General features: G+C 36.7%; 13 protein-coding genes. 2 read left to right on the forward strand and 11 right to left on the reverse strand.

Translation table 11 applies throughout. From position 1 onward, the window contains the following. Positions 1-272: 272 nt before the first annotated feature. The 4 genes from BLQ56_RS10685 to BLQ56_RS10700 form a co-directional block, all read right to left on the reverse strand. On the reverse strand, positions 273-944 hold the full coding sequence (locus tag BLQ56_RS10685) for a GNAT family acetyltransferase (RefSeq protein WP_090853557.1): 672 nt from the start codon (positions 942-944) through the stop codon (positions 273-275). A gap of 26 nt (positions 945-970) precedes the next feature. Next, positions 971-1,849 carry a carbon-nitrogen hydrolase family protein gene (locus tag BLQ56_RS10690; RefSeq protein ID WP_090853559.1) on the reverse strand — a complete coding sequence of 293 codons (879 nt, stop codon included), beginning with the start codon at positions 1,847-1,849 and terminating at the stop codon, positions 971-973. A gap of 129 nt (positions 1,850-1,978) precedes the next feature. Then, positions 1,979-2,356: a winged helix-turn-helix transcriptional regulator gene (locus BLQ56_RS10695; RefSeq protein ID WP_090853562.1), complete on the reverse strand. Its 378-nt coding sequence runs from the start codon at positions 2,354-2,356 to the stop codon at positions 1,979-1,981. Positions 2,357-2,682: 326 nt separating this feature from the next. Continuing rightward, positions 2,683-4,392 carry a methyl-accepting chemotaxis protein gene (locus BLQ56_RS10700; protein WP_090853565.1) on the reverse strand — a complete coding sequence of 570 codons (1,710 nt, stop codon included), beginning with the start codon at positions 4,390-4,392 and terminating at the stop codon, positions 2,683-2,685. 245 nt (positions 4,393-4,637) lie between these two features. On the opposite strand from BLQ56_RS10700, the gene BLQ56_RS10705 reads away from it, so the two are divergent. Next, positions 4,638-5,819: a GGDEF domain-containing protein gene (locus BLQ56_RS10705; RefSeq protein WP_175490263.1), complete on the forward strand. Its 1,182-nt coding sequence runs from the start codon at positions 4,638-4,640 to the stop codon at positions 5,817-5,819. A gap of 81 nt (positions 5,820-5,900) precedes the next feature. Here BLQ56_RS10705 and BLQ56_RS10710 read toward each other — a convergent pair whose 3' ends face one another. The 5 genes from BLQ56_RS10710 to BLQ56_RS10730 all read right to left on the reverse strand — a co-directional run bounded on the left by BLQ56_RS10710 (position 5,901) and on the right by BLQ56_RS10730 (position 10,569). Further along, positions 5,901-7,559, reverse strand: coding sequence for a glutamine--tRNA ligase/YqeY domain fusion protein (locus tag BLQ56_RS10710; RefSeq protein WP_090853571.1), 1,659 nt, complete (start codon positions 7,557-7,559; stop codon positions 5,901-5,903). Between the two features lie 165 nt (positions 7,560-7,724). Beyond that, positions 7,725-8,297, reverse strand: a complete 573-nt coding sequence (locus BLQ56_RS10715) for a TetR/AcrR family transcriptional regulator (protein ID WP_090853574.1) — start codon at positions 8,295-8,297, stop codon at positions 7,725-7,727. Between the two features lie 19 nt (positions 8,298-8,316). Continuing rightward, positions 8,317-9,024: an MBL fold metallo-hydrolase gene (locus BLQ56_RS10720; RefSeq protein ID WP_090853988.1), complete on the reverse strand. Its 708-nt coding sequence runs from the start codon at positions 9,022-9,024 to the stop codon at positions 8,317-8,319. A 350-nt stretch (positions 9,025-9,374) separates the two neighbouring features. Then, entirely contained in the window at positions 9,375-9,800 is a 426-nt protein-coding gene (locus BLQ56_RS10725; protein ID WP_090853577.1) for a threonine/serine exporter family protein, read from the reverse strand. Between the two features lie 16 nt (positions 9,801-9,816). Then, a complete protein-coding gene (locus BLQ56_RS10730) occupies positions 9,817-10,569 on the reverse strand; it encodes a threonine/serine exporter family protein (RefSeq protein ID WP_090853580.1) in 753 nt (250 codons plus the stop codon). Positions 10,570-10,737: 168 nt separating this feature from the next. On the opposite strand from BLQ56_RS10730, the gene BLQ56_RS10735 reads away from it, so the two are divergent. Next, entirely contained in the window at positions 10,738-10,953 is a 216-nt protein-coding gene (locus BLQ56_RS10735) for a hypothetical protein (protein ID WP_090853583.1), read from the forward strand. 211 nt (positions 10,954-11,164) lie between these two features. On the opposite strand, the gene BLQ56_RS10740 is transcribed toward BLQ56_RS10735, so the two are convergent. Both BLQ56_RS10740 and purU read right to left on the reverse strand, forming a co-directional pair. After that, positions 11,165-12,883, reverse strand: coding sequence for an ABC transporter ATP-binding protein (locus tag BLQ56_RS10740; protein WP_090853586.1), 1,719 nt, complete (start codon positions 12,881-12,883; stop codon positions 11,165-11,167). Positions 12,884-13,126: 243 nt separating this feature from the next. Continuing rightward, positions 13,127-14,026, reverse strand: a complete 900-nt coding sequence (purU, locus tag BLQ56_RS10750) for a formyltetrahydrofolate deformylase (RefSeq protein WP_090853592.1) — start codon at positions 14,024-14,026, stop codon at positions 13,127-13,129. Between the last annotated feature and the right edge of the window lie 417 nt (positions 14,027-14,443).

Genomic DNA, 14,443 nt, shown 5'->3' on the forward strand with positions numbered 1-14,443 from the left:
GGACAGAACACCCATGCTTATCATTCACTTTGTCTGATAGAACCCCTCTATCGGACATAATACCCATTCGCTTCATTCATTTTGTCTGATAGAGCCTCTCTATTGGACAAAACACCTCTGCTTATCATTCACTTTGTCTTATAAAAACCGCTCTATTCATCCTATCTCTCTCTTAAGAATTAAATAAAAAAACAGACCAAATCATATTCGATTTGGTCTGTTCATCTATATTCCTTTCAAAAACAAAACACATAAAGAAGCAAGCCTTTTTCTTAAATCGGTTTTAATCCCACTGTTTCACTCTTTTTCAAAGTCTCAATCATGTCCAACCATTCTTGTGGTTTATTAGAAAGAACACTGTAATAAGTGCTTAAGAAATCGACCACAAGTGAAGCAGGTAACTCATTTACTTGATCATCTGTTGGCATGAAAGAGAGTTGTAATCCTTGAACAGCTGTCCCGTCATTTTCCCATGATGGGTGAACATACTCTAAGTCCAGTCGCTTATAGCCAAGGTGTGATAACACTTCACGACGAACGAACGGATCCATTGTTTTCACTCCACCAAACTCATGGTTTTCTCCGTCGTACGGGTTATAGATTTCAGCAAACATCCCAAACAATTCTTTTCCATTTGCCTTTGCTAGCTCATTTAGGTCCTTTAGACGGCTTTGAGCAAGAAAGCGCCCAAGACTTAAGCCAGGTCTCCCTACAATTGTGAAGTCAGTCATCGCTATATTCCAATCAGGATAATAACGATATTCTGTTACACCAACAACCTCATCCTCATGAAGTGCAACAAAAACACGAATACTAGGGTCTTCCAAAGGCTCTTTCCAAAGAGAATATTCTAACACTTCCTCTTTAGGAAATACCTCTTTCATTAAGTCATGAAGCTTTTTAAATAAAGGGTCATCAATACTAGTAACTCTAATATATTCCATCGAATCATTCTCCTTTTTATAAGTGCCTACTCGCCCTGTATTTTCGAACTATTCCAATCCGTATATAAATCTGTACGACGATCACGCCAAGTCGTAACAGAACCTCTTTCTCTTACTTCATATAATAAATTCAAATCTAGATCTGCCGTAACAATCATATCGTTGTTCAGTTCACCCTCGACTTGAATCCCTTGTGGTGGAAATGGAATATCATTTGGAGTAATTATAGCTGCCTGCCCAAAGTTTGCACGCATAAAATCAACGGTTGGAAGTGATCCAACGGTTCCTGTAAGCACAACATAAACTTGATTTTCAATGGTTCGCGCATGACTTGTGTATCGAACACGGTGGAAACCATGGCGATCATCTGTACAAGAAGGACAGAAAATCACATCTGCCCCCTGTGCTTTCGCCATACGGACAATCTCTGGAAACTCAATATCATAGCAAGTTAGAATCGCAATTCTTCCTTTATCAGTGTCAAAAACATTAAGTTCATTACCTGGAGACATATTCCACTCATTCACTTCTGTCGGTGTGATATGAAGTTTTGCCTGTTCTCCAATTCGACCATCTGGATAAAACAGATGTGCCACATTATATAATCGATCATCTCTGCGAATCACATGGGTCCCACCAATAATATGCATACCTGTTTGAATCGCAAAGGAAGAAAAAAGTTGTCTATATTGTTCAGTGAATCCTGGTAATTGATTAATCGTAAGCTTAGTCCCTTGTTCACTTCCTATTGAAAGCAATTGAGTCGTGAAAAACTCTGGGAACAGCACAAACTCAGCTCCAAACTCTTCAGCCGTTTTTATATAGTGCTCACATTGCTTAGCAAAATCCTCAAAGGACTGAATAGTGTGAAGATGATATTGAACTGCAGAAACACGTAACTTCATTGTTTCTCCTCCTTAAAAAATACATGTTAAATGTGATTATAAATAAATCATCAAAATTAACAAGTACGAACTTTTTGGTTATGAAGTTACCTGGAGGATACTGTCGGAGATTTAACAGGAAATAAGTTTTTATTTATCACTCATCATTTCCTTTAAAACAACCATCCTGGCTTTACCCCAATCATACATCATCTCTACAATCGGCAATAGAGATTTTCCAACTTCCGTTAAAGTATACTCTACTCTTGGAGGGACTTCTGGGTATGCCTCACGGTGTATTATTCCATCCTCAATCAGTTCCTTTAGCTGATTTGATAAGATTTTATGTGTTATCTTAGGGAATAGCTTTTGTAACTCATTAAAACGATGTGAACCAGTTTGTCCTAAATGCCAGATAATAACCACTTTCCATTTTCCACTTATTACTGAAAGTGTCAATTCCTTTTCACAATTATATTCTCCCTTTTCGATTTTCTCTCTAATTTCTTTTCTTAATACGTCTGACATGTTATACACCCCCTATTTTTATATTTACTGACTCTCCCCTTGTTCTACCTTGGTAATTAATTAATTCTGAACACTTTTATAAAAGTATACTTAAATAACCTGTTCTCTAATAAACGTAGAACTTTATTCTACACTCTTCAATTAGGGTTACCTTCATAAAACCCTATAACAATTATAACTAAATTAATTTCGTATAAAGAGTTGAATATAATAAAAATGCCCTTGAATTACAAGGACATTTGATAGTTTCACTAATTACATAAACGTTTGGTTGGATTCATAATAGGATATATCATCTGCGGAAACAGACCTTTTACATGAATTTCCTACTTTATTTTAAATTTACTTATTAATGTATTTAAATCTTCTGCAACCTCAGATAAGGAATGGGCATTACTGGAAATTTCAGTCATCGAACTATTCGTTTGTTGAACCGATGCTGATGTTTGTTCAATCCCAGCTGCCGATTCTTCCGTTATAGATGCCACGTTGGCAATGTTCCCATCCATCTCTTGTGCTGTAGCATTAATATTCGTTAATCTCTCCGTTATAACATCCATTCTTAGTGCCATATCAGTAACTAAATTATTTATAGTAGTAAACGATTCTCCGGTAAGTTTTATCTGATTTGTCCCTTCCTCAACACGTGCATAGCCATCTTGTAATGAGGAGGCAACCCCGCTAGATTCCGCTTGTACTTTCTGAACAATCATCGTAATGTCAGTAATTGAATGAGTTACTTGTTCTGCAAGTTTCCTAACTTCTCCAGCAACTACAGCAAACCCTTTACCATGTTCTCCAGCTCTGGCAGCTTCTATAGCTGCATTTAATGCTAATAAATTGGTTTGATTTGCGATATTTTCAATAACTGCGACTAAGGATGTAATTTCTTTTGTTTGATGATCTAGTCCCCTTACCTTTTCTACTGCATCTTTGACGATCTCGTTAATACCCACCATTTGTTCGACTGATTTCCCCATCAACTCATTGCCTTCTTTAGTAAATGAAAGGACCTTATTTGATGACTCACTTGCAATAACGCCCTCATCATTAGCTTCGACGATCTGGCCGATAAATTTATTCATAGCCTCCGTTAGCTCCGTCGAATAATTCGCCTGTGATTCCGCTCCAGCCGATAATTCTTGCATCGTTGCAGCAATTTGTTCTGTACCCATCCTCACTTCATTTGAAGATAGAGTCAACTCCTCACTTTTGTTATTTACTATTTCTGAAGATCCAGAAATCTCTACGACTATCTCAGAGAGGTTTTGTTTCATCTTATTTAGGCCATCAACTAGTTGACCTATTTCATCTTTTAAATTGGTTTTTATTGTTTTTCCACTTAAATCACCAGAGGCGATTTCATTCATATTAGATACCACTTTGTTTATTGGATTTGCAATAGAGTTCGCAATGGTTATTGCTATAGCAATCCCAAATACAATGATAAGAACAGAAATACCTAGGCCTACCAATTCTATCATTTCACCTTGACTTACAATAGAATCGCCGCTCTCAGAGATTTCAGTTTGTCTTTTACTAGACAATTCACCAAATCCCTGCATTATTTCTATCGCTAATGGTTGTACATCTTCAACTAGTAATCTCTTAGCTTCTTCTTGATTCCCGTTGTCATAAGCCACAAAAACCTTTTCTTCAATTAACTTTCCCCACTGTATGCTCTTATCTATAAGTTCTTTCACTTCTGGTGAGGCATTCAACTGAAGGATCTCATCCTGTATTTTTTTGCTATCTTCTGTATATTTATTGAAATCCTGTTTATAACTTTGATCGCCAAAAATATAATAACCTCTAACCAATGCAATTCTCTGAGCAATATTGAATGCTAGTTTTTCATCAGCAATCAGTAATGGTAGCTCTTCTTCTATCATCTCTTTTGAGCTATGGTTAATCATTGAAACTGACATATAGTTATATGCAGACATGATTAGAGTTAGAAAAATCACGGTCATAAAGCCTAGTATAAGTTTTAACTTTAAACTTTTAAATTGCGGTTTTCTTAATTTTAATTTCATAACATTACCCCTTTAATTTTAAATGACATTTGCATTTTAAATATGTTCAATTTCCCCATCCACCATTAGGTAGTCCCTTTGCTTAACTATATATCATGTGACCTATAAGAAAACACAAACTTCATCGTATGAAATACTTACCAAATTGTCCAGTCTTTTTCAAAAAAAATGTCGAAATTTGTAGATAGTTTAATACAATAATATGCTATTCTAATATATATTTCAGAAAAATGGATGTGATAACCGTGTCGATCAAATGTAAAGCTTGGGTTTACTCTATTGGATTAGTCTTTGTACTTGAACTATTAATTTTTTTATATCTCACCTATTTTCAGATAGATGTTTTATTATACCTATTGCCTGTAATGCTTTTATTACCAATTATGCTAGTTTATAAAAATGCAAAGTCATTAATAAATAAATATGAGGTATTAAAGATAAGCTCCACGGATTTAGCATATCAAGTAACAGATTTGGAAGAAAAAAACACTACGCTTCAATTCAGAGAAAATGTATTTAGTGAGTTAATTCAAGGAATGGATACTCTTGTATTTCTATATAACATTTCAGAAAATAGTTGGACATTTTTTAATAAGTTCCATGAATACAAAACTTCGCAAGGAATCAGAATGATTGAGGATTTACTTCATCCAGCAGATAGAAGACATTTTCAGCATAAAAAAGAAGAATGGTTAACTGGAACTGCAACTAAAGTGGAATTTAGAGTGGTCCTAGAAGATGGACAAATTCGCTGGAAGGAATTACGTACCAACTCAAAAGTTACCTCAACTGGCACCACGGAGACAGTATTGGGGCTTGTTATTGATATTACGGAAATGAAACAAAAGGAAGAAACTTTAAAACAAATGGCTTATTATGATAGTCTTACTGATTTACCAAACCGAACTATGTTAAAAACTCACTTAAGGAAAGTGCTATCACGCGCAGAACGAAAGGAACATGACTTCGTGGTGATGTTCATTGATTTAGATGGATTCAAAGAAGTAAATGATAACCTTGGTCATGATCTAGGAGATGCACTTCTTAAACAGGTCGCTAATCGATTAAAAGAAAGCGTCAGGGAAGAAGACCTTATATCAAGAATAGGAGGAGATGAGTTTATCCTAGTTTTTGAGGAAACTTCTCAAGAAGAAGTTAGTTTGATTGCTAATCGGATCGTACAAAGTGTCTCTTGTCCTTATCTCATTCTTGATCAGCATATAGAAGTTACTCCTAGTGTTGGAATTTCCATTTATCCTAAAGATGCCCTGGATATTGAATCATTGATGAGAATGGCTGATAAAGCAATGTATTTCGCAAAATTTAAAGGAAAAGGCAACTATCAATTTTACGAAACAAGCCTTGAAGACTTTATCCCTAATGAATCCCTTGTTGATAAATTTCTAAAGTGGTTTAAGGCTAAATAAGAATTATCAAAAAGGAAGGGTGGTTTACCTTCAAAACAAAAGAAAGACCATTGATTGTTCAACAGTCTTTCTTGAAGTCATTTATAGTTTAAACGAGCTCTTAAGTGATACAACAAGGTTAAAAACAAGATTATCGGATGTTGTATGCTTAGGATCAACATTAAAATAGCCGTGTCTGAAGAACTGAAACTTATCCTGTGCTTTCGCATCCTTCATGTTTGGTTCAACAAAGCCGTTAATAATATCAATTGAATTTGGATTGACTTGGTCAAGGAATGATTCTGTTGCTTGACCTTCCTCACTATCTAAAACTAATGGATTATAAAGGCGGAACTCGGCTGGTACTGCTTGAGTAGCCTCAACCCAATGTAAGGTGCCTTTTACCTTTCTGCCAGTGAATCCTGTTCCACTCTTTGTTTCTTGATCATACGTACAACGAAGCTCAACCACATTACCTTCTTCATCCTTAATCACTTCTTCACATTTAATGAAATAAGCATGCTTTAAGCGAACTTCATTTCCAGGGAATAGGCGGAAGTACTTCTTCGGTGGGTCTTCCATGAAATCATCTTGCTCAATATAAATCTCACGAGAAAAGGGAATTTGACGTGTACCCATCTCAGGAACCTCTGGATTAATTTCAGCATCAAGCATTTCAACTTGACCTTCAGGATAGTTTGTAATCACTACTTTTAACGGCTTAAGTACTGCCATTGTTCGTGGTGCCTTTAATTTTAGATCTTCACGGGTAAAGTGATCAAGCATTTGAACATCGACCACTCCGCTTCCTTTATGAACCCCAAGCTCTTTACAGAATTCACGAATCGCTTCAGGAGTGAACCCTCTTCGTCTTAATCCAGAAATCGTCGGCATACGTGGATCATCCCATCCATCCACATACTTCTCATCTACAAGCTGCTTTAATTTACGTTTACTTAAAACCGTGTTTGTCAGATTAAGGCGAGCAAATTCATATTGCTGTGGCTTTGCTTCTGTCTCACAGTTTTCGATTACCCAATTATAAAGGGGACGTTGATCTTCAAACTCTAATGTACAAATTGAATGGGTCACACCTTCAATCGCATCCTCTAAAGGATGTGCAAATGAGTACATTGGGTAGATACACCATTTGTCTCCAGTGTTATGGTGTGTTGTATGTGAAATCCGATAAATAACAGGATCTCTTAAATTAATATTAGGTGAAGACATATCAATTTTTGCGCGCAATACCTTTTCACCGTTTTGGAATTCACCATTTTTCATTTGTTCAAACAATGAAAGACTCTCTTCAGCACTACGATTGCGATAAGGACTTTCTTTTCCTGGCTCTGTCAATGTTCCACGATATTCTCTGATTTCATCTGCAGATAAATCATCTACATATGCAAGACCTTTTTTGATTAAAGAAACAGCATGCTCATACATTTGATCAAAGTAATTTGACGCAAAACGTAAGTCATCCCATTCAAAACCTAACCATTCTACATCTTCTTTTATTGAATTAACGAATTCTACATCTTCTTTTAAAGGGTTTGTATCATCAAAACGCAAGTTCGTTTTCCCGTTAAATTCATCTGCTAATCCGAAGTTAATCACAATTGATTTTGCATGACCGATATGTAAGTATCCATTTGGCTCAGGCGGGAAGCGTGTAATAATTTCCTTATGCTTTCCTGATTTCAGGTCTTCCGTCATTATATCTTTAATAAAATTTGACGCATGTGATGTGTTTTTTTCCATAAAACTCAACCTTTCTTTATCTATACCAGACATCATTTATGTTAATTGTATTTATATCACAAAAGGGATGAGATATCCATTGTAAGAAGAAATGATATCCAATTTTATTCCCTTATCTATTCTACCAGACAGTGCTAAAGAATAAACCCCATGCAAAGGATTAATTCACATGGGATTTCCGCTATGCTTATTTATACCAACTAAATAAGAGTCAATTAGTCTTTTTAAACTATCATTCACGTCTAATGGTAAGCCAAACCCACCCTTTTGCTCAAGTGAAGCAAAGCCATGTAAGATACTTCTTATTCCACGGACCCCATGAATGGCTTCATCTTCCGTTAAGTTGTAATGCGCCAGGATTTTTAAAGTAAGATCAACGATCTTTGAGCCTGCTTGCTGTACATCTGGATCCATTGGCAGAAGAAGAGTGGCCTCATAAATGCCAGGATTTTCACGTGCAAAGGAAACATACGCATCACCCATCGCATGGACAGCCTCGTTTCCAGAACGACCGATTGCAGACTGTATTAAAGCTGTATAGAGTTGTTCAATTCCATATATAGCTAGTTGTTTTTTTAGATCTTCTAAGCCAGCAATATGATTATATAGCGAGGGTGAGCGGACAGATAACCTCTTTGCTAGTGATGCTAATGTAATAGCATCCAACCCTTGTTCATTCACCATGTCTGCAGCTGTTTTTAGTATGATGGTAGAGTCTAACCCAATTCTTGGTGACATGCTGATCTCCTCTTTCGTTTTATGCTAAATTCTTTCTTGCCTCTATGATCGCTTGCTCCATTAATTTTTTAGGCTGTTTAATCATTTTACCATGTCCAATCGCTAGGATAGAAGGGTTATAGTCTAGCATCTTCTCTGCACTTTTTAAGGCAATCTCCTTGTTCCACGTTGCCATTGCAGGAAACGGAAACAACGGTTGAATTTTCCCTGCAACAGCCATTCCACCTTTTGTTTGAAATGCATCACCTGCAATTAACGCTCCATTTCTAGTATCAAGCAGTGAAATTGAACCAGGCGTGTGACCGGGCGTTTCGATTACTTTTAATGAACCAATCGTATCTCCCTCTTTGACCAAGATCGATGCCCTTGTTTTTAATTTTGTAGGGACCCCTCCTCTAATTGGGGTTTCCGGCTCACCAGGCTCTAGCGTTCGATCACCACGCATAAGTTTCTCATCTCTTATAGATACATAAATAGAGACATCTACAAGCTCTTCCTTTAACCGATCAAGGGCGCCTATATGATCATCATGGGGGTGAGTTAAAACAATCTTAGTAATCGGCTTTCCGATTCTTTTGGCTGTTTTAATAATTCCCTTCTTACTTAGAGGCAATCCTGCGTCAATTAGGGTTAATTCATTTTCTTCCTCTATCAAATAACAATTAACCGGAAAAAGGCGAGGAAAAAAGGCTAATTGATACAAAGTTTCATAACGATTTATTTTCAACAAAGCTATCACTCCTTATAAACTAATCATATTAACACTTTAACTAATAACATTAGTTTTAGCAATAGGTTTGTTAATATTTAGGTTAATAATGATAAAAATAAATAGATTGTTCCTTTAAAACCCGCAGGCTGAATACACTTCGCGTCCGGCGGGTTCCCAGTGAGCCTCCTCGTCGTTTACGCTTCTGTGGGGTCTCACTTTGGCCACTGGTCCCGCTGGAGTCTACGTGTACTTCAGCCTGCTTAACTATTACTTCAATGTCTTATGTCTAAATAACAAACTTTTAAAAAAGCATAAAAAAAAGACGAGCCTCCTCCATGTTGGTTAAGAAGTACATCGTCCTATGTCTATATTTTTGGCTTTCGTATGATTTGATTTAACACCTCTGAAAATACGAGGCCGATGGCGATTGCACCTGAAATCATAAATGCTCTGGCTGCTAATGGTAATGCCTGACTATAATCATTTTCAACAAAATTTCGCATGGCATCATATGCTAATCCCCCAGGAACCAATGGGATGATACCAGCAACACTAAAGATAATCATTGGGGTTCGATAAAGTTTGGCAAATAAATGACTAATGAGTGCAATTAGTAGCGAAGCTAATACAGTTGCAAAAACATAGTCCATGTTCATTTCAACTAAATAATAATAAAGTACCCATCCAACCATACCGACAAAACCACACTTTAATAGTGAGTTTTTTGGCGCATTAAAAATAATACCAAATGCTGCTGATGCAATAAAACTAGTCACTAGTTGTTCAAGCATATATGTTCCCCCTCTCTTATAATGTAAAAACGATCGCAATCCCTGCTCCGATTGCAAAGGCTGTTAAAAAGGCTTCTGCTCCTTTTGAGATCCCAGATACTAAATGCCCCGCAATCAAATCTCTGACTGCATTCGTAATTAATAAGCCTGGAACGAGTGGCATCACCGAACCAATAATGATTTTATCTAAATCAATTCCAATCCCGAGGTGAACGAAAAGGATGGCGATTAAACCAATAATGGCTGATCCCATAAACTCAGCAAAGAACTTTAATTTCACAAGATTATGAAGGTACATGACGCTTGAAAAACCAATTCCTCCAGCAATAATTGCAGGAATAAAATCATTCCACTTTCCATCAAACATAATTAGGAAACAACCACTCGCAATGGCTGCCGCGCATATCTGAATGAATGGATGGAACATTAATTCTGAAGCTTCAACCTCTTTTAATTCTTGGTAAGCATCTTTAACAACAAGCTCTCCACCACTAATCCTTCTGGAAATTCCATTTACAATCGTTACTTTCGTTAAGTCTGTCGTTCGGTCAGACACTCTAATTAGTTTCGTTGATTGTTCTCCATCGATTGAAAAGATAATACCGGTTGGAGTAACAAAACTATGTGAATGATGAAATCCAAATGCTGCTGCAATTCGTGTCATTGTATCTTCAACACGATAGGTTTCTCCCCCGCTTTGAAGCATAATTTTTCCTGCCAGCACGCAAACTTCCATCACATCATGAGAATGTTTTTGTGTATTTGTCATGATTACTTCTCTCCAATTATTAAGGCTAAGAAATTATTATAATCTTTATATTCTAAAAAATGAACCTTCCCTCAGGAAATATGATAACTTGCTTACATTTAAAATAGGTGAAAGCAACAATCTTATTATTACATATACTATCAAAGACTAACAAAAGGAGGAATAATTATGGCATACCAGCCACATCAATCAATACCGCCATTTTATCCGCCAAATGGGTATTTACCAAATATGACACAAAGAACAGTCATTTATCCAAAATATATTCAATATGATCCTTATCAAAATATTATACACTTACACTATTATCCAACAACAAACTCAACAGACGTTATTTACTCTCATCAACATATGTACACTAATCAAATTCAACCAAATAGGTAAGATGAAAGCAATTGAAAAAGAGGATGCAGTGCATCCTCTTTTTTTAGGCTGTTTTCGTATAGGTTGTTACTTCTATAGCCGCAGGCTGAATACACTCCGCGTCCGGCGGGTGACCATTGATCCCGCAGGAGTCTACGTGTATTCAGCCTGCTTGAAATACCGTTTTAATGTTGTATGTTTAAAACAACAAACTTTGAGATAAATAGCCTTTTTATGATTGTTGATATTGAACTCGATGAAGATTAGCAAATATACCATCATGCTCAATTAACTCATCATGATTACCTTCTTCTGCAATCCCGTCCTCTGTCACAACGACAATTCGGTCAGCATTTCTAATCGTCGCTAATCTATGGGCAATCACAAGTGTTGTACGATTTTTCGAAAGCTCTGTTAAGGCTTTTTGGATAAATAATTCAGTTTCTGTATCGAGTGCAGATGTTGCTTCATCTAGAATAAGAATTGGTGGGTTTTTCAAGAACATTCTCGCAATCGCAATCCGTTGCTTTTGGCCTCCTGAAAGCTTTAGTCCACGTTCTCCAATTTGAGTTTCATATCCATCTGGAAGTGATGCGATAAACCCTTCTAAATAAGCATGCCTTGCTGCTTCTTCAATTTGTTCATCTGTCGCATCTAGCATCCCATATGCAATATTTTCTTTTAACGTTCCCGTAAATAAGAAAACATCCTGTTGTACAATCCCTATTTGGGAGCGCAATGATTGTTTCGTCATTTGACGAATATCCATCCCGTCAATCGTAATTGCACCTTTATCCACATCATAGAATCTAGGAATTAATGAACAGATTGTTGTTTTTCCAGCACCTGAAGGCCCGACAAATGCGACCGTTTCTCCAGCTCGAATCGTTAAATCAATATTCTCTAGAACCTTCTTCTCTCCTTCATAACTGAAAGAAACTTGATCAAACGAGATATCACCTTTTAAATCCTTAACTGGAACTGCATCCTTTGCATCCACTATATCAGGTTCTTGGTCAATTAACTCAGTAAAACGTTTAAATCCAGCCATTCCCTTTGGATATAATTCCATTAAGGCACTAATCTTATCAATTGGTTTCAAAAGAACGTTCACATATAAAACAAAACCAACCAGTTCTCCATATGATAATTGGCCTGTAAAGCTTAACCATGCCCCAAACACAAGAACAACTAGTGTGATAAAACGAGTCATCATGTAGATTCCTGAACTGCTATAAGACATAATTTTATAAGCAGCCAACTTTGAATGACGGAATTTACGATTATCCTTTGTAAATCTAGAAATCTCGAACTCTTCATTTGTAAATGATTGAACCACTCTTACACCTGAAACACTGTCTTCAACACGCCCATTAACATCAGCAATATTACTGTACATTCTCTTCCAGGCTTTGTTCATTTTAAGGTTACAAACAATAATTAACCATACTAAAAATGGTACGACAACAATGGCCGCAAACGCCAATTGAACGTTAATCGTTAACATAATCCAGAACGCACCTAAGAATGTCATTATGGCTATAAATAAATCTTCTGGACCGTGGTGGGCTAACTCACCAATGTCAAATAAGTCATTTGTAATTCGACTCATCACATGTCCTGTTTTGGTATTATCAAAAAAACGGAATGATTGCCGTTGAACATGAGTGAATAATTGTTGACGCATATCTGTTTCGATATTAATTCCAAGCTTATGTCCAAAATAGTTTACGATATATTGTAGTCCCGTACTAAATAAATAAAGACCAAGCAATCCGGCACTTACCCAAACGATCGCTGACCAATTTTGTCCTGGTAACAGGTCGTCAATAAACCATTGTACGGCAAGAGGAAATGCTAATTCTAAAATCGCTACAACGACTGCGCTACTAAAATCAAGCGCAAATAGCTTCTTATGTGGTAAATAATAAGTGAAAAAACGCCGTATCATCCCATGTTACTCCTTTTCATTAAATTACTGTTTTCATAAACATTATGGTCTATAAACAAGGTAGTCAATTTCCACTCCAGGTGCGATCTTGCCGCAGGGCAGTCCGTGAGCCTCCTCACAGCAAAGCTCCTGCGGGGTCTCACGTGTGCTGCAGATCCTGCAGGAGCTCGCACCTTCCATTCCAATTGACTAGCGACACCTAATTTAAGTTAAATCGGCTAAAAAGCAACAAACTACCTTAAATTAAAAAACAATCGTTTTATTTTGATGCACGATGATCCTGTCCTCTAGATGCCATTTGACCGCTCTAGCTAATACGCTTCTCTCAATCGAGCGACCTATTTTCTTTAGACTATCTACATCAGCCCTGTGATCTACTCGCATAATATCTTGTTCGATAATTGGGCCTTCATCTAAGTCATTCGTTACGTAATGTGAAGTAGCACCTATTAATTTTACCCCACGTTGGTAAGCACGTTCGTATGGGCGTGCTCCGACAAATGCCGGTAAGAATGAATGATGAATATTAATGATTTGGTTTGGATGTTGTGCCACAAAAGTAGGCGTTAAAATCTGCATATAACGAGCTAAAATAATGAGATCTATCTCATATTTCTCAAGTAATTCAAGCTGCTGTTTCTCAACCTGTGGTCGGTTCTCTTTATTTGCAGGAATATAGTAAAAAGGAATTCCTAGGGACTCCACAATCTCACGACATTCCTCATGGTTACTGATCACAAGTGCAAGATCTGTAATTAAATCTCCACTCTGCCATTCCCATAATAATTCACGTAAACAATGAAGCTCTTTTGATACAAAAATCGCTGTTCTCTTTAACTCTTCTGAGAAGGTAAACGACCACTCCATACCAAATGTTGAAGCAATCTCTTTAAAATTTTCTTCTACGTTTGACTTTTTCTCCTTTAGCCCTTCACACTCAAATTCAATCCTCATAAAGAAGGTCCCTTCTTTTGGATCTGTTGAATACTGGCTAGACTCAAGGATATTAGCACCTTGTTTATATAAAAAGTCTGAAACAGCGGCCACGATACCCGGCTGGTCAGCACAATTAATTAATAAGCGCCCTCTGTTTTTTTGATGTTCTTGAAATGATTTTAATTGATTTTGCACAAATGTATTCATCTTTGACTCCATCCTAAAGTTTTGTTTCAAATTATACGCTAGAAATGGTTATTTTTCTAATTTTTTTATTTTTTTCCTATAAAAGAAGACAGTTTTCGTACAATGTTCTAAGGGGAAGTTGATTCTACTGTATAAGAAAAATAAACGGAATAATTCCGATTAAATTGGAAAATACCTTTATTTACTTAAAAATAAAGGGAGCTTTTCCGCTTATCCTACCCAAATCAATGGACTTCGTTTTATTTAGAGCAGTTAACCGGAATATCTCCGCTTATATCTGCTTCTTAAGCTCCCCATAATAGATTAACAGGAAATTCTCCGTCTATTGCTACACGAAGGCGGTCAGGAGAAGGCAGAAATGGGATCGTTAAAACGTCAATTTTAACAAAGGGGCGTGCAATGCAGATAAAATGAATT

The sequence above is a fragment of the Litchfieldia salsa genome (genome assembly GCF_900104555.1).
Classification (GTDB): domain Bacteria; phylum Bacillota; class Bacilli; order Bacillales; family Bacillaceae_L; genus Litchfieldia; species Litchfieldia salsa.